The 17,850-nt window shown below is 74.2% G+C and carries 14 protein-coding genes; 4 read left to right on the top strand and 10 right to left on the bottom strand.

Annotated elements, in window-relative coordinates; genetic code table 11:
* Positions 1-410: 410 nt before the first annotated feature.
* Complete coding sequence (locus ACZ6X9_RS25720; RefSeq protein WP_469780353.1) at positions 411-1,001, bottom strand: EamA/RhaT family transporter; 591 nt, start codon at positions 999-1,001, stop codon at positions 411-413.
* Between the two features lie 116 nt (positions 1,002-1,117).
* Positions 1,118-1,480: an SH3 domain-containing protein gene (locus ACZ6X9_RS25715; RefSeq protein ID WP_469780352.1), complete on the bottom strand. Its 363-nt coding sequence runs from the start codon at positions 1,478-1,480 to the stop codon at positions 1,118-1,120.
* A 164-nt stretch (positions 1,481-1,644) separates the two neighbouring features.
* Here ACZ6X9_RS25715 and ACZ6X9_RS25710 point away from each other — a divergent pair, with 164 nt between their 5' ends.
* Positions 1,645-3,903 carry a serine/threonine-protein kinase gene (locus ACZ6X9_RS25710; RefSeq protein WP_469780370.1) on the top strand — a complete coding sequence of 753 codons (2,259 nt, stop codon included), beginning with the start codon at positions 1,645-1,647 and terminating at the stop codon, positions 3,901-3,903.
* 244 nt (positions 3,904-4,147) lie between these two features.
* Here the strand turns inward: ACZ6X9_RS25710 and ACZ6X9_RS25705 are convergent, their stop codons facing one another.
* The 5 genes from ACZ6X9_RS25705 to ACZ6X9_RS25685 all read right to left on the bottom strand — a co-directional run bounded on the left by ACZ6X9_RS25705 (position 4,148) and on the right by ACZ6X9_RS25685 (position 9,451).
* The gene (locus ACZ6X9_RS25705) at positions 4,148-4,894 is read right to left on the bottom strand and encodes a PepSY domain-containing protein (protein WP_469780351.1); all 747 of its coding nucleotides are present in this window, start codon (positions 4,892-4,894) and stop codon (positions 4,148-4,150) included.
* Between the two features lie 80 nt (positions 4,895-4,974).
* Positions 4,975-6,816, bottom strand: a complete 1,842-nt coding sequence (ilvD, locus tag ACZ6X9_RS25700) for a dihydroxy-acid dehydratase (RefSeq protein ID WP_469780350.1) — start codon at positions 6,814-6,816, stop codon at positions 4,975-4,977.
* Between the two features lie 231 nt (positions 6,817-7,047).
* Positions 7,048-7,674, bottom strand: a complete 627-nt coding sequence (locus ACZ6X9_RS25695; RefSeq protein WP_469780349.1) for a TetR/AcrR family transcriptional regulator — start codon at positions 7,672-7,674, stop codon at positions 7,048-7,050.
* Positions 7,671-8,483, bottom strand: a complete 813-nt coding sequence (locus tag ACZ6X9_RS25690) for a sugar phosphate isomerase/epimerase family protein (RefSeq protein WP_469780369.1) — start codon at positions 8,481-8,483, stop codon at positions 7,671-7,673. The genes ACZ6X9_RS25695 and ACZ6X9_RS25690 overlap by 4 nt, the downstream gene beginning before the upstream one ends.
* Positions 8,484-8,518: 35 nt before the next feature.
* The gene (locus tag ACZ6X9_RS25685; RefSeq protein WP_469780348.1) at positions 8,519-9,451 is read right to left on the bottom strand and encodes a Ppx/GppA family phosphatase; all 933 of its coding nucleotides are present in this window, start codon (positions 9,449-9,451) and stop codon (positions 8,519-8,521) included.
* A gap of 45 nt (positions 9,452-9,496) precedes the next feature.
* Between ACZ6X9_RS25685 and ACZ6X9_RS25680 the strand changes: the two genes are divergently transcribed.
* On the top strand, positions 9,497-10,306 hold the full coding sequence (locus tag ACZ6X9_RS25680) for a DUF3109 family protein (protein ID WP_469780347.1): 810 nt from the start codon (positions 9,497-9,499) through the stop codon (positions 10,304-10,306).
* A gap of 250 nt (positions 10,307-10,556) precedes the next feature.
* Here the strand turns inward: ACZ6X9_RS25680 and ACZ6X9_RS25675 are convergent, their stop codons facing one another.
* Complete coding sequence (locus ACZ6X9_RS25675) at positions 10,557-12,515, bottom strand: hypothetical protein (RefSeq protein ID WP_469780346.1); 1,959 nt, start codon at positions 12,513-12,515, stop codon at positions 10,557-10,559.
* Between the two features lie 748 nt (positions 12,516-13,263).
* Between ACZ6X9_RS25675 and radA the strand changes: the two genes are divergently transcribed.
* Both radA and disA read left to right on the top strand, forming a co-directional pair.
* Complete coding sequence (gene radA, locus ACZ6X9_RS25670) at positions 13,264-14,742, top strand: DNA repair protein RadA (protein WP_469780345.1); 1,479 nt, start codon at positions 13,264-13,266, stop codon at positions 14,740-14,742.
* A 97-nt stretch (positions 14,743-14,839) separates the two neighbouring features.
* Positions 14,840-15,973, top strand: a complete 1,134-nt coding sequence (gene disA, locus ACZ6X9_RS25665) for a DNA integrity scanning diadenylate cyclase DisA (RefSeq protein ID WP_469780344.1) — start codon at positions 14,840-14,842, stop codon at positions 15,971-15,973.
* 234 nt (positions 15,974-16,207) lie between these two features.
* Here disA and ACZ6X9_RS25660 read toward each other — a convergent pair whose 3' ends face one another.
* Together ACZ6X9_RS25660 and ACZ6X9_RS25655 are read right to left on the bottom strand one after the other, a co-directional pair.
* On the bottom strand, positions 16,208-17,065 hold the full coding sequence (locus ACZ6X9_RS25660) for a hypothetical protein (RefSeq protein ID WP_469780343.1): 858 nt from the start codon (positions 17,063-17,065) through the stop codon (positions 16,208-16,210).
* A gap of 217 nt (positions 17,066-17,282) precedes the next feature.
* Positions 17,283-17,813, bottom strand: a complete 531-nt coding sequence (locus tag ACZ6X9_RS25655; protein ID WP_469780342.1) for a pyridoxamine 5'-phosphate oxidase — start codon at positions 17,811-17,813, stop codon at positions 17,283-17,285.
* Between the last annotated feature and the right edge of the window lie 37 nt (positions 17,814-17,850).

The raw sequence follows: 17,850 nt of genomic DNA, 5'->3' as shown, positions 1-17,850 counted from the left end.
TTGTACTCACCCGAGAGACTCTCTCAGGCTTTCCTCCGGGCGCTTCCCTTCGGTGTTTCCAACCTTACCAGATCCGTTTTCCGTTCCGTTTCCGGCCCGGATTCGAAATCCGATCCCCGTTGGAGGGGGGTTCCCGCCGTGGTGCGACTATTTGTTACTGCCGCGCCTTCCGGCGTGATCACTACTTTACCGGATTTCCCCCGCGGCTCCTAATCGGAGCCCCGGGCTCGAATGAAACCGAATTCCGGCATGCCGAAATCGATCCCGTTCAAGGGCCGTGCAGTAGAGGATCCCGCCGAGTGGCGTGAAGCGCCGCCCCGGCCTCCTCGCGGACGCCGTGGCAACTCGAAGAACTCTACACGAGGTTCGGCAGTGCTCGCGCCCACCCCCCGGCCCTCACTTCGCGCCCCCTACTTCCTGCCCCTCGCGGCCCGCTTCGTCGTGGCGCGCCGCACCCGCTCCTCGTACTCCCGCCGGCGCAGCTTCTCCCCGGGAGCCTCCTGGAGCGCACGGAGGGACCAGGCCAGGAAGACGCCAACGAAGCCGATCAGCATCAGGGTCTGCCCTGACGAAGCCGATGAGAGAGACGAGGGGGACGCGGAAGAGGAAGAGGAGGAAGAGGAAGGGGAAGAGGAACCCCCGGCCCGTCCGTCTCCCCCTTCCCCACGTGACCCCTGCGGCCCCCGCGCCCCTTGCGACCCCTGCGGCGCCCGCCCGGTGAACCCCTCCCACGTGCGCCGGAAGGCCAGGGCCGTACAGACCGCCACCCCCACGATGACGATCACGTTCACCAGGCCGCCCACCTTGGCGATGGCGAGCCCCTGGTAGCCGAGGCGGAGCAGCAGAGCACCCGCCACGGCCGCGGCCAAGCCGCCGACGGCGACGGCGGCGCGGCGCCACGCGTACCCACCGTCGTGCTCGAGCCAGGTCGTGCCGAAGAACCGGATCGGCTCGGGCTCGACAAGGCCGGCGGGCGTGGTTGTCCGGTTCTGTGGGCTCATGCGCCGATTATTGCCCCGAGGCGTCGTCTCTCCGTGCCGGATGCCCGGGAGAGAGGTGTGAGGGAACGTCGCCGTCCGTCCCGCCCCCACCCGTTAGAGACGATCAATATCGATCGCTACGCGCACCGAACCGTCACGAAGTCGCTGCTTCCGGTTTTCACATAGGCGTCGGATACATACTGACCGGGCGCGATGTTGTCCCAGATGTTTGTCGTTCCGCAGGGGCCCGAGACGGTTTCGCCGCGGGTCTGGCAGCGGATGGCGACGCGGGTGTCCGGCGAGAGGATCTTGACCAGCCGGCTGCTGGTGCTGGGGCCGCTGCGCACGTTCACCTGGTAACCAGGGGCCAGCGGGTAGAAGACGGCGTCGGTCACGGCCTGGACGGATGCCACGGACGGCGCGGGCGGTACGTCGGTGACGGCGGTTCCGCCTTCGGTCGTGCTTCGGATCTGATCCTCGACGATCTCGTCGCTGGCCATGTTGCGCCCTCCCCTGTTTCGAAATGACCGTCAAGAAACTGTTGTTGACGGGCCGATGGCATGCGCAGGCTAGCAAGGTCGGGCACGTCCTCCCGGGCATCAGGTGCCCCATCGATTAGGCTCCGCAAGCCGCCTATGCGGCCGACATGACACGGGGGTGGGGAATGCCGCCGCTGCGCGATACCGGGAACGGCCCGGAAGCGGAGGATCCGGAGTATGCGGGCCGCTACCGCCTGGAGGGTCGGCTCGGCGCGGGCGGCATGGGGGTCGTCCACCTGGCGCACTCACCCTCGGGGCTGCGGCTCGCCGTGAAGGTCGTGCACGCCGAGTACGCGGCGGACCCCGAGTTCAGAGCGCGGTTCCGGCAGGAGGTGGCGGCGGCCCGCCGGGTCAGCGGCGCGTTCACCGCCCCGGTCGTGGACGCGGACCCGGACTGCGAGCGGCCGTGGATGGCGACGCTGTGCATCGCCGGGCCGACCCTCGCCGCGTACATCAAGCGGAACGGCCCGCTGCCGCCGGACGAGGTGCGCCGGCTGGCGGCCGGCCTCACGGAGGCGCTGCGCGACATCCACCGGGCCGGGGTGGTCCACCGCGATCTGAAGCCGAGCAACGTACTGCTCTCCGAGGACGGGCCGAAGGTCATCGACTTCGGCATCTCCCGGCCGTACGACAGCGAGTTGCGGACGGAGACGGGGAAGCTCGTCGGCACCCCGCCGTTCATGGCGCCCGAGCAGTTCCAGCGGCCGCGCGAAGTGGGGCCCGCCGCGGACGTGTTCGCGCTGGCGTCCGTCCTCGTCCACGCGGCGACCGGGCGCGGGCCGTTCGCGTCCGACAGCCCGTACCTGGTGGCGTACCAGGTGGTGCACGACGAGCCGGAGCTGGAGGGGGTGCCGGAGGACCTCGTCCCGCTGCTCAGGGACTGTCTGGCGAAGGATCCCGGGCTGCGGCCGACACCGGACGTCATCATGTCCCGGCTGCCGGCGCCCGCGCCGGACGCGCGGCCCGCTCCCCCGTGGCTGCCGGAGGCCGCGCCCCGGCTGCCGGACGTCTCGTACAAGCCGCCGCCCCGGCCGCCCCGCCGGGCCCTGCGTCCGCCCCGGGCGGAGGCCCGTCCCGCGCGCGCCGACACTCCCGTCACCCATCCCGCGCGGCTCCCGGCCCAGGGAGCGGGCCGGGGCGGGGGCGAGGTGGCGCAAGCGGACCCGGCGGGCCGGTCACGGTGGCGGCGCGTCACCTGGTTCGCGGTGGGGGCGCTGGCGACCGTCGCGCTGGGCGTGGGCGCCGGATGGGCCGTACGGCAGGCCGACACCGAGGACGAGCCGCTGCAGACCCGCGCCTCCTCCGCGAGCACCGTCTGGCAGCCGTGGCAGGTGTCGCTGCCGGGGAAGCCTCCCGGGCGGCGCGGCGAGGCCCGTCCGGCCTTCTGTGACCACGCCGAGGGCGCGCTGTACTGCTCCGCCCCCGGCCTCCTCGCCGTGCGCATCGACAGTTACGACGGCAAGGTGGCGTGGCGGCGCGAGGAGGGCGCCCGGCGGCCGGACACGGCGCCGGCGGCGCCCGTCGTCGCCGGCGGTCTGGTGCACGTCCTGTCCGCCGACGGCCGTCGGCTGCTCGCCCTCGACGCCGCCTCGGGGGCGCAGCGCTGGGCGGGGGACGTGACGCGGTTCCCGGGGCGGGTCTACTTCGCGGGGGACACCGTCCTGCTGGTCGCCGAGGACGGCACGGTCACGGCGCTGGACGCGCGGACGCACAAGGAGCGGTGGCGGCACGGTGTCCCTGGTTTCCGCACTCCGGTCTTCTCCTCCTACGGCACCGGCCCTGCCTACGCCGTCGCACCGTGGGACGACGGGCGGTCCACGCGGATCGTCGCCGTGGACCCCCTCACCGGCAAGACGCTGTGGCAGTGGACGGCGACCGGCAGCCTGTCGGTCGTCGGCGCGCGGTGGGACGGCGGGCTCTGCCTGACCGCCGCCGACACGGACAACAGGGTCTCAGCGGTGGTGCGGTACGACCCGGCGGCACGGCGGGAGCGCCGGGTGCTGCTGAGCGCGCCGGTGATCGCGGCGAGCGCGGTGGCGCGGCGGGACGCCGTCTACATCCTGTCGAACGACGGCGGGCTGACCTCGGTGGACACCGAACGGGGCGTCCAGTTGTGGCGGACGGAGACGTCGGTGGCCAACGCGTCGGCGCTGGTGGCCGACCACCGCAGGGTGTACTTCTCGGCGGCGGACGGCCGTCTGTTAGCGGTGGACGCACTCGGGGGCGAGCTGCTGGGCCAGACGAAACCGCGGCTGGCGCGGGCCGGGCAGGGCTTCCCGGGCGTGCTGCCGCCGCCCGTGGCGGCGCGCGGGAAGGTGTACGGCTCCGCGCCCGACGGGACGGTGTTCGCGCTGAACGGGCGGGAGCCGGAGCACTGGCGTTGAACGGGAGCACCTGCGCCGACGGGGGCACCGGCGTCGACCGGAGCGCCGGCGTCGAGGGGCCGCCGCCGGGCGGGGCGGCCCGCGGCGGCCGGCCGGGCGTACGGCGTCCGTGGGCCGGCCGGTCTCGGCGGCCGGTCGCCTCGCGGTACCGGCAGTCGCGCGGTACCGGCAGTCGCGGCGAGGTGCGTCCGGTGGGGCCGGTCCGGTCGGACGCGCTTCCGTGCGGAGTGTGGCCCCGGTGCCGTCAGTCGCGGTCGACGTGCTCCCGCAAGACCGCCCGGTCGGTCGCGTCGATGTCGTACGTGGTCTTGTTCCAGTCGTTCGGGGTCACGACATCCACCTTCCAGATCAGCTTCTTGCTTCCTCCGGTCTTCTCGTCGCTCGTCTCGAGTTCGAGCGTGGTGACCGTCCCCTTTTTCCGGTCGGTGGCCGTCGCGGCGGCGTCCTGCGGGAGGACGCGAGCCGACGTGAGGTGGTCGGCGCGTTCCCGTTTGTCGTCGCCGTCCCGGTCGGTGTCGGCGGACGACTTCTCGACCTTTCCGGTGACGGCGTCGACGACGACGGAATGGGCCGTTCCGTCGTCCGTGGCGACCTCGACGTGCCATTCGGGCCCGCCGTCCGGGGCGCGCTTGAGTTCGGCGGCGACGAGCCTGCTGCCCGCGACACCGCCCGTCGCGGTGCGGGCGGCCTGTTCCCAGCCGGTCCTGGCGGCCGGGATCAGCGCCTTGCGCTCGGCCTGGTCGGTGGTGAGCGGCCGCTCGGGGGCGGGGGACGGGCCCGTCACCGACGGCGCGCGGGAGCCGGACGGCGAGGCGCCGGCCGACGAGGAGGCGGCCCCGCCGTCGTCGTCCCCGCACCCGGCGAGGAGCGCCCCGGCCGTCGCCGCGCCGCAGACGGCCAGCAGCGCGGCGCGCAGGCGGGGCGGGTGGGATCGGGGGCGGCGGCAGGGGGCGTCGTCCGTTCGGTCCTGGTTGAGTCCACTCGGTGCCATGGGGGGACGTGTTGCCCGGCCGCCGCCCTCCATGTCCCGCCACCCGGAAGGATCACCCGGGTGCGCGCCGCGCAGGGCGGTCAGCCCAGCTTGGCGATGTCCCGCACCGCGCCCTTGTCCGCGCTGGTCGCCATGGCCGCGTAGGCACGCAGCGCCTGCGAGACCTTGCGCTCCCGGTTCCGGGGCGCGTAGACGCCGCCGAGGGCGGCACGGCGGGACGCCAGTTCCTCGTCCGGCACGACGAGTTCGATGCTCCGGGACGGGATGTCGATGCGGATGCGGTCGCCGTCCTCGACGAGCGCGATGGTGCCGCCGGACGCCGCCTCGGGCGAGGCGTGGCCGATGCTCAGGCCCGAGGTGCCGCCGGAGAAGCGGCCGTCGGTGATCAGCGCGCACTTGGCGCCCAGGCCGCGGCCCTTGAGGAACGAGGTGGGGTAGAGCATCTCCTGCATGCCCGGACCGCCCTTGGGGCCCTCGTAGCGGACGACGACCACGTCGCCCTCCTTGACGCGCTTGGTGAGGATGGCGTCCACCGCCTCCTCCTGGGACTCGACGACGACCGCCGGTCCCTCGAACGTCCAGATCGACTCGTCGACACCGGCGGTCTTCACGACGCAGCCGTCCTCGGCGAGGTTGCCGTAGAGCACGGCGAGGCCGCCGTCGGCGGAGTAGGCGTGGGCGGTGTCGCGGATGCAGCCGTTGGCGGCGTCGAGGTCGAGCGTCTCCCAGCGCTCGGACTGCGAGAACGCCTCGGCCGAGCGGACGCAGCCGGGGGCGGCGTGGAACATCTCGACGGCCTCGGGCGCGGGTGAACCGCCGCGCACGTCCCAGCGCTTGAGCCACTCGGCGAGCGAGTCGGCGTGCACGCTGTGCACGTCCTCGTGCAGGTGGCCCGCGCGGTGGAGCTCGCCGAGGATGGCGGGGATGCCGCCGGCCCGGTGCACGTCCTCCATGTGGTACGAGCCGTTGGGCGCGACCTTGCAGACGCAGGGGACGCGGCGGGAGACGGCGTCGATGTGGGTCATGCCGAAGTCGAGCCCGGCCTCCTGGGCGGCGGCCAGCAGGTGGAGGACGGTGTTGGTGGAGCCGCCCATGGCGACGTCGAGGGCCATCGCGTTCTCGAAGGCGGCGAGGGAGGCGACCGAGCGCGGCAGGACCGTCGCGTCGTCCTGCTCGTACCAGCGGCGGGTGATCTCGACGACCGTGCGGCCCGCGGCCTCGTAGAGCTCCTTGCGGGCGGTGTGCGTGGCGAGCACCGAGCCGTTGCCGGGAAGGCCCAGGCCCAGCGCCTCGACCAGGCAGTTCATGGAGTTGGCGGTGAACATGCCGGAACAGGAGCCGCAGGTGGGGCAGGCGGCTTCCTCGATGCGGGCCAGGTCCTCGTCCGAGACGGACTCGGAGACGGCCTCGGACATCGCGCTGATCAGGTCGAGGTTGGTACGGACCGTGCCGTCGACGAGCGTCGTCTTGCCGGCCTCCATAGGGCCGCCGGAGACGAAGACGGTGGGGATGTTCAGGCGGAGGGCGGCCATCAGCATGCCCGGCGTGATCTTGTCGCAGTTGGAGATGCAGATCAGCGCGTCCGCGCAGTGCGCCTCGGTCATGTACTCGACCGAGTCGGCGATCAGGTCGCGGGAGGGGAGGGAGTACAGCATGCCGCCGTGGCCCATGGCGATGCCGTCGTCCACGGCGATGGTGTTGAACTCGCGCGGCACGCCGCCCGCTGCCTTGATCGCCTCGGAGACGATCCGGCCGACCGGCTGGAGGTGGGTGTGGCCCGGCACGAACTCCGTGAAGCTGTTCGCCACCGCGATGATCGGCTTGCCGAAGTCCTCGCGCGCTACACCCGCGGCGCGCAGAAGGGCTCGGGCGCCCGCCATGTTGCGGCCGTGGGTGACGGTACGGGACCTCAGCTCGGGCATGTTCGCTCCGCTCGTCGTGGTGTGGGTTCGAGGGTACGTGGGGGATCCGTGATCCGGACACGGTTTCCGGGATGTGAGATGCACCCCGGTGCGGGCGCACCACTCAGCCCGTCCGGCGTTTGAGGACAACCGCGCGGAGCGCGGTTTCGGGGGTGCGGGGGCTTGCCCCCGCAAAAAACGGCGAAATGAACGGCGAAATGGGGGTGCCCCCTCCGGGGAAGGGACCGGGGCCTACCCCCCCTCCAAATGCCGCTGCACCGCCGGCGCCACCATCCGCACCACCGCGTCGAAGTCCGCCGACGCCAACGGCTCCACCTTGATCACATGCCGCAGCATCACCACCCCCACCAGATGCGCCGCCGCGATCTCGGAACGCAACCGGGCGTCCGGGATGCCCAGCCCCCCGGCGATGCGCAGCATCAGCCGTCGCGTGACGAGGTCGCGGAAGACCGACGCCGCCGTCTCGTTGACGACGGCCGAGCGGAGGATGGCCAGCACCGGCTCGCGGGTGACGGGGTTCTCCCAGACGCCGAGGATGAAGCGGGTGATGCGCTCGCCCGCGTGCTCCCGGTCGCCCTCCAGCAGCACATCCGGGGCGGGCAGCGCGGGCGCGAAGGCGACCTCCACGGCCGCCGCGAACACCTTTTCCTTGGGGCCGAAGTAGTGGTGGACGAGGGCGGGGTCGACGTCCGCGCCCTTGGCGATGGCGCGGATGGACGCCTTGTCGTAGCCGCGTTCGGCGAACTCCGCGCGGGCGGCGGCGACGATGCGTTCGCGGGCGCCGGGGCCGTTCCCGGCCTCGGCTCTGGGCGGGCGACCACGCCGCCGGGGCGGGGACGGCGGCTCCACGGAGGTCACGGCCGGGCCGCGCCCGTCGGCGAGGCGAGGTGCAGCCGGGTGAAGGCCAGTGCCTCCGCCAGGTCCGCCTCGCGCTCGGCGGTCGACATGGCCCGCCGGGTGTTGACCTCGACGACGATGTGGCCGTCGAACCCGCTGACCGCCAGCCGCTCCAGCAGCTCGGCGCAGGGCTGCTTGCCGCGCCCGGGGACCAGGTGCTCGTCCTTGTTGGAGCCGTTGCCGTCGGCGAGGTGGACGTGCGCGAGCCGGTCGCCCATTCGGGCGATCATGTCGAGCGCCTCCGTGCGGGCCGTCGCCGTGTGCGAGAGGTCGACGGTGAAGTGCCGGTAGTCGTCCTTGGTGACGTCCCAGTCGGGCGCGTAGGCGAGGAGCTCTCGGTCCCGGTAGCGCCAGGGGTACATGTTCTCCACGGCGAAGCGGACGTCCGTCTCGTCGGCCATCCGCCAGACGCCGCGCACGAACTCCCGGGCGTAGGACCGCTGCCAGCGGAACGGCGGGTGGACGACGACCGTGCTCGCGCCGAGCCGTTCGGCCGCCGACTTCGCCCGCTGGAGCTTGACCCAGGGGTCGGTGGACCAGACGCGCTGGGTGATCAGCAGGCAGGGCGCGTGGACGGCGAGGATGGGCATCCGGTGGTAGTCGGAGAGTCTGCGCAGGGCGTCGATGTCCTGGCTGACCGGGTCGGTCCAGACCATGACCTCGACGCCGTCGTAGCCCAGACGGGCGGCGATCTCGAAGGCCGTCGCCGTGGACTCCGGGTAGACCGAGGCCGTGGACAGGGCGACCTTCGCATCCGGGATGCGCACCACTGGCTCTGTCACGAAGGACAGCGTACGACCGCCCGTCACACGGCGGGCAGGTGGTCCAGCCTCCGCAGGATGACGCCCTCCCGCAGCGCCCACGGACACAGCTCGACCTCGTCCACCCCGAACAGGTCCAGCGCGGCCTCCGCGACCAGCGCCCCGGCGGGAAGCTGCGGGGCCCGGCCCGCCGAGACGCCGGGCAGCGCGGCCCGCTGTTCGGGGGTCATCGCGGCCAGCCGGGGGACCCACTCCTCCAGCGCCTTGCGGGTGAGGGTGCGCTGGGCGAGCAGGCCGGCGCCGGAGCCCGGGGCGCCGGCGATGCGGGCGAGCTGCTTGAAGGTCTTGGAGGTGGCGACCACGTGGTCGGGGGTGCCCAGCCGGGCGAACTCGCCGACCGTCCGGGCGATCTCCGCGCGGACGTGCCGGCGCAGCGCCCGGACGTCCTCGGGGTCGGGCACCGGCCCGGGCAGCCGGGCGGAGGTGAGGCGGCCGGCGCCGAGCGGGAGGGAGACGGCGGCGTCGGGGTCCTCGTCCTGCCCGAAGGCGATCTCCAGGGAGCCGCCGCCGATGTCGAGGACCAGCAGCTTGCCGGACGACCAGCCGAACCAGCGGCGGACGGCGAGGAAGGTGAGCCGCGCCTCCTCCTCGCCGGAGAGCACCGACAGCCGGACGCCGGTCTCCTCCTGGACACGGGCGAGGACGGCGTCCGCGTTGGGCGCCTCGCGGACGGCGGAGGTGGCGAACGGCAGGACTTCCTCGACGCCCTTGTCCTCGGCCGCCCGGAGCGCGTCCCTGACGACGTCCACGAGACGCTCGACACCGGCGTCGGTGACGGCCCCGGAGCCGTCGAGCAGTTCCGCGAGGCGCAGCTCGGCCTTGTGGGAGTGGGCGGGCAGCGGGCGGGCGCCGGGGTGCGCGTCCACCACCAGCAGGTGGACCGTGTTCGATCCCACGTCCAGGACACCGAGTCTCATGTCGTGCACGCTACTGGGACCGGTGGGGACACATAGGCTTGAGGTGTGGCAAAGACGAAGAAGGCGAAGGCCCCCGCGCAGCAGGCTCCCCGGCAGCGGAACGTGCCCGACGAGGTCGGGCTCGACTTCGCCCGTGCCTGGGTCGAGTTCCCGGACCCGGCCGACGACGAACAGGTCTTCCGCTGCGACCTGACCTGGCTCACCTCCCGGTGGACCTGCGTCTTCGGCAGCGGCTGCCAGGGCATCAAGGCGGGCCGGGCGGACGACGGCTGCTGCACGCTGGGCGCCCACTTCTCCGACGAGGACGACGAGCGGCGGGTGGCCGGGCACGTGGCGCGGCTCACCCCCGACATCTGGCAGTTCCACGACGAGGGCACCTCGGCGGGCGGCTGGACGCAGCTCGACGAGGACGGCGAACGGCAGACGCGCCGGTGGAAGGGGTCCTGCATCTTCCAGAACCGCCCCGGCTTCGCGGGCGGCGTCGGCTGCGCCCTGCACATCCTGGCCCTGCGGGAGGACCGGGAACCGCTGGAGACCAAGCCGGACGTGTGCTGGCAGTTGCCCGTCCGCCGCACCTACGACTGGATCGACCGGCCCGACGACACCCAGGTCCTCCAGGTCACCATCGGCGAGTACGACCGGCGGGGCTGGGGCCCCGGCGGTCACGACCTCCACTGGTGGTGCACCTCCGCGCGCTCGGCGCACGGCGCCGGTGAGCCGGTGTACGTCACCTACCGTGCCGAGCTGGTGGAGCTGATGGGGAAGAAGGGGTACGCGCGGCTGGTGGAGCTGTGCGAGGAGCGGATGGCCTCGCTGCTGCCGATGGCTCCGCATCCGGCGGACCCGGTGGGTTAGCCGGCCGGGCCGGCAGCCCCGCCCTCGCGCACCCGCGCCCCGGCCGCCCCACCGGCCGCCGCAACGGATCCCGCTCCGGCGGGCCCGGTGGGTCAGCCGGCCGGGCCGGCAGCCCCCTCCTCGCGCATCCGCGCCCCGGCCGGCCGTCCCACCGGCCATCGCACCGGATCCTGCCGCGCCGAGTCCCGTCGCACCGGGTCCCGTCTCGCCGAGCCCCGTCGCACCAAATCCCGCCTCACCGAGTCCCCTCTCACCGGATCCCGTCCCGCCGGAGCCGGCCCGGACCGTCGACCGGCACCGTGGCGGGGCCCGGGGCCAGTCGGACCTGGGTCCGCCAGGGATCGGCCGGTTCCCGGTCGGGATCGGTGGCGACCGTGAAGGTCAGGGAGCGGCCGGGGAGCAGCACGCCGCCCGTCCGGCCCAGCCGCAGCCAGGCCGCGCCGGGTGTGGCCGCCCAGTGCACCTCGCCGCCGACGGCCGTGACCGTGACGAGCGTGTCCGGGCCGTTCGGCTGGGCCGCGACGGTCAGCCGTCCGAATTCCGCCCACGGGTCGGACGGGGTGGCCGGGGCGGCTCGGACACGCGAGGGCGGGGAGAAGGCTGCGGGCGGCGGCCCGGGCGGCGGGGAGGCAGGCGCGGACGGGGCCGAGGTCAGGGGCCGGGGCTCGGCGCCGCGGGAGGCGGGTGAGGGAGCGGCGGGAGACGAGCCGTCCGTGTCGCCGGAGGTCGTGGGGACGCCGGAGGTATCGGCAGCCGGGTGGGGGACGGCAGCAGCCGGAGCGGCGTTCCCGGCGCTCCCACCGTGTCCCGCGTCGGGGGCGGCAGCGTGGCCGGGGGCGGGAGTGAGGCGGCCGAAGCCGCGGACGTAGCCGACGGCCCGGGCTCCCCCGAAGTCCCCGGAGCCTCTTGCCCCTCTCGCGTCACCGACGCGACCGGTGGCGCCGGTACGGCCGGCGTCATCCGCGTCATTGACGTCACCCGCGTCACCCGCGCCCCTCGTGCCGCCGGCGCCACCGGTCTCGCCCAGACGCTCCACCCGGTCCCCGTCGCCGGGGTCGGCAGGCGGAGCGGGGTCGGGGGCAGGGGCGGGGGCGCGTGGGGAGCGCGCGTCGTCGTCGGGGGGCGTCTCGCCGGCCGTGACGGCGCCCTCCCCGGAGGACGGGCCGTCCTGGCCGCCCGTCGGCGACTCCCGGTAGGCGGCCCACAGCACCAGCGCGGGCGCGGCGGCGACCGTCGCCACGACGGTGGTGGTGACGGCGCGGTGGCGCAGCCAGGTGCGCCGGCCCGGCCGGTCCGCGGGCGGCAGCGGATAGCCCTCGCGGTCGTAGCGCGGACCGCTCGGGCGGGTGGCGCGGGCGTGCCGCAGGGCGGCCTGGAGAGCGGCGAGGGGGGCTTCGAGGAGGGGGAGTTCCGCGCGGGAGGCGGCGGTGCCCGGCCAGGGAGCGCCCGCGGTCACCCGTTCCGCCGTACGCCGGCAGTCGGCGCACTCGTCCACGTGCCGGACCAGCTCGCCGCGGACGGCGGGACCGAGCAGCGCGCCGGCGTACCCGCCGGCGGTGAAGCGGACGACGACCGGGCAGCGGCCGGCGGCGGCGACCGCGAGCGCGGTGCGGGTGCGTTCGACCTCGCAGGCGGCACCGGCGAGCAGGGCCCGGGCCGCGTCGGGCTGGAGCCCCAGCACGGTGGCCACGTCGCGGGCCGGCAGACCGTGCCGCACGGACAGTTCCAGCGCCTCGCGCTGTAGTGCGTCCGTCCCCGCCGCCTCCGGCCAGGGCGGCAGCCCGGGCCCGGCGAGGTGCCGGAGGACCGGGCGGGTGCCGGGTCCCACCCGTCCGGGCCCGCCCGTCGCCGCCGCCGATTCGCCCGGCCGCGCCGACTCCACCGGTCCGCCCGGCCTGCCCGTCCCGCCCGGCTCGGAAGGATCGAAGGGGCCCGCGAGCCCCGCCGCGCCCGCCGGTCCCGCCGGATCCGCGGAGTTCCCGGACCCCGCCGGCCCGGCGACCAGGCGTCGTCTGCAAGCCCAGCGGGTCAGGGCGTACAGCCAGGTCCGGATCGGGCCGGACGGGGCTCGGTCGGCGCGGCGCTCCGCCAGGGCCAGGGCCTCGGCGAGGGCGCAGGTGGCCATGTCGGGCTCGCCGAGGAGGAACAGGCAGTACGTGTAGAGGCCGTCGAGGTGCGGGGCCGCCCGGGAGAGTCGGAGGTTCGGCACCGCCGACGGTGGCGGGCCGCCCGGCGCGGGCGTGACGACCGGGGGCCGCGGACCGCCCCCCGCGCGGTGGGGCGGCCGGGACCCGCCGGGGGCGTGCGGGGGCTGCTCATACCTGCTCGTCATCATTCCGGCGACCGTAGGGCGACCCGGATGGGCGCTTCGCGATGCTCAGCCGGGTTTACCCCGTACGGGGGAGCTCATCCTGAGAAAGGCCGCTGTAACGGTACGTTCCGGGCGACGTCACGGCGCGGAGCGCGCCGGGGTACGCCGGGGCGGACCGGGTGCGCGAGAACGGCGGAGCGCGCCGAGTGCGTGCTGCGAGAGCCGGTCCGGGCCGAGGCATGAACGCCCGGGGCGACCGGCACCGGCCATTGCCACGGCCTCCCGGGTCGGTACGGACTTCCGGAACGGCGCCGAACGTCAGGACGGCGCCGCGGGTCAGGGCACCGCGAGCGCCCCGGCCAGCACGGGACGAGCGGGGGGACGACCCGCCTGACCACCCGACTCCGCCGCGGCCCGGCGGTGGTGATGCCGGCGGGCGGTCGCCCCGGCCCCGGGGGCGGAACAGGCGGCCGACCGGCCCGCACACCCCGGCGGACGGAGCGGCGGGGCGACCCGCCCGCCTCGGTGAAAACCCCCGGAATCCAGTCCGCCCGCCTCCGCCCGCGGGTTGCGGAACCTCCCTCACTCCCGTGCCGGAGGGCGAAGCGCCGGAGCGTTGTCAGTGGTTGCCGCTACGGTGACTCACATGGCTGCCCGTACCTCCCGCTCGTCCGCCAAGGACCGGCCCTCTTATCGCTGCACCGAGTGCGGCTGGACCACCGCGAAGTGGCTCGGCCGCTGTCCGGAGTGCCAGGCGTGGGGGACGGTCGAGGAGTACGGCGCGCCCGCCGTGCGGACGACCGCGCCCGGGCGGGTCACATCCGCCGCGCTGCCCATCGGCCAGGTGGACGGCCGGCAGGCCACCGCGCGCGGCACGGGCGTCCCGGAGCTCGACCGGGTGCTGGGCGGCGGGCTGGTGCCGGGGGCGGTGGTGCTGCTGGCGGGCGAGCCGGGCGTCGGCAAGTCCACGCTGCTGCTGGACGTCGCGGCGAAGGCGGCGTCCGACGAGCACCGGACGCTGTACGTGACGGGCGAGGAGTCGGCGAGCCAGGTGCGGCTGCGGGCGGACCGGATCGGCGCGCTGTCGGAGCACCTGTACCTGACCGCCGAGACGGACCTGTCGGCCGTCCTCGCCCATCTGGACTCGGTCAAGCCCTCGCTGCTGATCCTGGACTCGGTGCAGACCGTCGCCTCCCCGGAGATCGACGGCGCCCCCGGCGGCATGGCCCAGGTGCGGGAGGTGGCCGGTGCCCTCATCCGCGCCTCGAAGGAGCGCGGGATGTCAACGCTGCTCGTCGGCCATGTGACGAAGGACGGCGCGATCGCCGGCCCCCGGCTGCTGGAGCACCTAGTGGACGTCGTGCTGCATTTCGAGGGCGACCGGCACGCCCGGCTGCGCCTGGTCCGGGGCGTGAAGAACCGCTACGGGGCGACGGACGAGGTCGGCTGCTTCGAGCTGCACGACGAGGGCATCATCGGCCTGGCCGACCCGAGCGGGCTGTTCCTGACCCGCCGGGCGGAGCCGGTGCCGGGCACCTGTCTGACGGTCACCCTGGAGGGCCGCCGTCCGCTGGTGGCCGAGGTGCAGGCGCTCACGGTGGACTCCCAGATCCCCTCGCCCCGGCGCACCACCTCGGGCCTGGAGACCTCCCGGGTCTCGATGATGCTGGCGGTGCTCGAACAGCGGGGCCGCATCAGCGCCCTCGGCAAGCGGGACATCTACAGCGCGACCGTCGGCGGCGTGAAGCTCTCCGAGCCGGCCGCCGACCTGGCCGTCGCCCTGGCCCTGGCCAGTGCCGCGAGCGACACCCCGCTGCCGAAGAACCTGGTGGCCATCGGCGAGGTGGGGCTCGCGGGCGAGGTCAGGCGGGTCACGGGCGTCCAGCGCCGGCTCGCGGAGGCGCACCGGCTCGGTTTCACGCACGCCCTGGTGCCGTCCGACCCGGGCAAGGTGCCCGCCGGGATGCGGGTGCTCGAGGTCGCCGACATAGCCGATGCGCTGCGGGTACTCCCGCGCGGGCGGCGCCGGTCCGCCGGGGGTGACGGCGGGGCCGCCGGCGGCGGGGAGGCTCCGGCGCGAGCCCGGCCGGAGGACGCCCCTCTTCAATCGGCTCGGCGCCAGTAGACTTTCCCCTGGTCCCGCCCTCCCCCAGCACGCGACCGGAAACGGGGGCGCGGGGGCGGTCCGCGGCCACCGTTGACCATGCGACCGGAGGAGTGCAGTGGCAGCCAACGACCGGGCATCGGGCCCCGGCAGGGCCGGGGGCGGCTCCGGTGGCTCCCATGCCGACGGGCTGATGCGCGCCTCGCTGAGCGCCGTCGCGCCCGGCACGGCCCTGCGCGACGGCCTTGAGCGCGTTCTTCGCGGCAATACGGGCGGGCTCATCGTCCTCGGCATGGACAAGACCGTCGACTCGATGTGCACCGGCGGTTTCGTCCTCGATGTGGAGTTCTCCGCGACCAGGCTCCGCGAGCTGTGCAAGCTCGACGGGGCGCTGATCCTCGACAAGGACATCACCAAGATCGTCCGGGCGGGCGTGCAGCTCGTGCCGGACGCGTCGATCCCGACGGAGGAGACCGGCACCCGGCACCGCACGGCGCAGCGGGTCTCCATCCAGTGCGGCTTCCCCGTCGTCTCCGTGAGCCAGTCCATGCGGCTGATCGCGCTGTACGTGGACGGGGAGCGGCGCGTGCTGGAGGAGTCCGGCGCGATCCTGTCCCGCGCCAACCAGGCGCTGGCCACCCTGGAGCGGTACAAGCTCCGCCTGGACGAGGTGGCCGGCACGCTCTCCGCCCTGGAGATCGAGGACCTGGTCACCGTCCGGGACGTCACGGCCGTCTCGCAGCGCCTGGAGATGGTGCGGCGCATCGCCACGGAGATCGCGGAGTACGTCGTCGAGCTGGGCACCGACGGCCGGCTGCTCTCCCTCCAGCTCGACGAGCTGATCGCGGGCGTGGAGCCGGAGCGCGACCTGGTGGTCCGGGACTACGTCCCCGAGCCCACCGCCAAGCGCACCCGCACGGTTCCGGAGGCACTGACCGAGCTCGACGCGCTCAGCCACACCGAGCTCCTCGAACTGCCCATCGTCGCCCGGGCCCTGGGTTACAGCGGCTCGCCGGAGACGCTGGACTCGGCGGTCTCGCCCCGGGGCTACCGCCTGCTCGCCAAGGTGCCGCGACTGCCCGGTGCGATCATCGAGCGGCTGGTGGAGCACTTCGGCGGGCTGCAGAAGCTGCTGGCCGCGAGCGTGGACGACCTCCAGGCCGTGGAGGGCGTCGGCGAGGCCCGCGCCCGCTCGGTCCGGGAAGGGCTGTCCCGCCTGGCCGAGTCGTCGATCCTCGAGCGGTACGTGTAGCGGTACGGGCAAGCCGCCGGCGCCCACGACGGCCGGCGGCGTACGGGACTTACGCGAAGAGGGGCCCCTCGGGGCCCCTCTTTTCCGTGCCCGCGCGCCCGCGGCCGCGGGCCGGTACGCTCCCGCGACCGGATGCACGGCCCCTGTTCAGACGGTGCTCAGCCCTTGTCCAGGACGGCCAGGCACTCAGCCCCCGCCCAGGACCGCCAGGCGCCGCCCAGGACCACCGGGCGCTCAGCCCTTGTCCAGGACGAACTGCCCGCGGTCGACGACGCCGCCGATCTTCACCTCGACCCGGTAGGTGCCCGCCACCGCCACCGGGCCGGCCGTCGGGGGGGCGCACTGCGGGGCGCTGCGCTTGCGGTCCCACTCCAGGGTGCGCTTGGTCTCGCCCGAGCCGGGCACCTCCACCAGCACCTCGCCGCGCCCGCGCGGGCAGTCGTCGGACGCCCACACGTGCTGGGTCCCGGCCGGGTCGGTGATCTTGAGAAGGGCGGTCGGTGAACCGATGTCGACCTTGCAGGCGCCACTGCCCGTGTTCTTGAGCACGATCTCGAACTTCGGGCGCTCGCCCGGCCCGTAGGAGCCCTTGACGCTGCGCACCGTCACGCGGAACGTAGCTGACGTACAGTCAGGCACCGGCGAGCCCTTGGCCAGCACCTTGGCGTCACCGGCCCCCAGCACGCCCGCGGCCGGCCCCGCGCCGGGCCCGCTGCCCGTACCACCGGCGCCGCCGGAACCACTGCCGCCGCCGGCGGAGCCGCCGCCGCTCCCCGAACCGCCGCCCGTGCCCCCGGTTCCGCCGCCGCTGCCCCCGCCGACCGTCCCCAGACCGCCGACGCTGCCGCCGCCCGAACCGGATCCCGAGCCGCCGCTGCCGCCGCCGCTCCCCGATCCGCCGGCGCCGTTCGACTCGTCACGGCCGCCGGGCCGTTGGCTGTAGTGCGGCCCCGACGGCGTCGGGCCGGGCGTGATCGTGGCACCGCCGGAGTCGCCACCGCCCTTGGACGCACCGTTCTTTCCGTCGGACGGCCCGTCCTCACCACCGAGTGTGAGCAGCCACACCACGAGCAGGACGAGGAGGCCGAGCACGGCAAGCGCAACTCCCCTCCGTCGCCAGTAGATGGAGGAGGGAAGCGGCCCGATCGGATTGCGCAGTGATCCCACGCGAAAACTCTACGAGAGATCCGGCCGGGCTCCACCCCGTACCCGCCGTATGAGTGCCTACTTTTCTCATCATCCGACCGGCTGGGCGCATCTTCATCTCGTTTGGCACAGCAAATCTCACGCCTCTTCAGCAACGGGCGTCCTACCGGCGCCACTCCGTCCGGTGCCCGAATCCCCGTCCGTTGTCGACGAGTCGGAGCCACTCGGGACGCAGCTCCCACAGCTCGGTCCGCTCCATGGCCTGCCGCAGCCGCTCCGAACGCTCCACGTAGGGAAAGCGGGTGCGGTACGCGTCCCAGGCCGCCGCGCGGTCCGCGCCGTCGAGGAGGCGGCAGGTGCCACGGCCCTGGATGCCGGTGAGGGCGGTCCACTCCTGATCGTCACGTTGCGCGGTGAAGGCGACGCGGGCGTTCCCGGACGCGAGGGCGCGGCCGTGGCGCGTGGTGGTGGAGGTGACGAAGAAGAGGGAAATTCCTTCGTCGTGTCCTTCGTCGTGCGCTCCGGCATCCGAAATCGGCACGGACGAAGGGTGGTTGCCCACCGCGTAGAACACCGCGCACGCCTGTGGTCCCTCCTCGTCGCCGTAGGCGAGGGTGAGCGTGGTGTGCGCGTCGAGGGCCGCGCGGATCTCCGGCGGCGGGCCCGCGACCGGGCCGTTGGGGGTCTCCGTCATGAGCCCATTCCACCTCCGGCGCGAAGCACGGGCGAAC

Source organism: Streptomyces sp. NPDC052910 (genome assembly GCF_055585605.1).
This window is presented reverse-complemented; position numbering and strand designations above follow the sequence as displayed.

Bases quoted from the DNA above. Each gene is read 5' to 3' on its own strand.
- ACZ6X9_RS25705 (WP_469780351.1), bottom strand. From the start codon at position 4,894: ATGGCACCGAGTGGACTCAACCAGGACCGAACGGACGACGCCCCCTGC.
- ACZ6X9_RS25720 (WP_469780353.1), bottom strand. From the start codon at position 1,001: ATGAGCCCACAGAACCGGACAACCACGCCCGCCGGCCTTGTCGAGCCC.
- ACZ6X9_RS25655 (WP_469780342.1), bottom strand. From the start codon at position 17,813: ATGACGGAGACCCCCAACGGCCCGGTCGCGGGCCCGCCGCCGGAGATC.
- radA (WP_469780345.1), top strand. From the start codon at position 13,264: ATGGCTGCCCGTACCTCCCGCTCGTCCGCCAAGGACCGGCCCTCTTAT.
- ilvD (WP_469780350.1), bottom strand. From the start codon at position 6,816: ATGCCCGAGCTGAGGTCCCGTACCGTCACCCACGGCCGCAACATGGCG.
- ACZ6X9_RS25715 (WP_469780352.1), bottom strand. From the start codon at position 1,480: ATGGCCAGCGACGAGATCGTCGAGGATCAGATCCGAAGCACGACCGAA.
- ACZ6X9_RS25710 (WP_469780370.1), top strand. From the start codon at position 1,645: ATGCCGCCGCTGCGCGATACCGGGAACGGCCCGGAAGCGGAGGATCCG.
- ACZ6X9_RS25685 (WP_469780348.1), bottom strand. From the start codon at position 9,451: ATGAGACTCGGTGTCCTGGACGTGGGATCGAACACGGTCCACCTGCTG.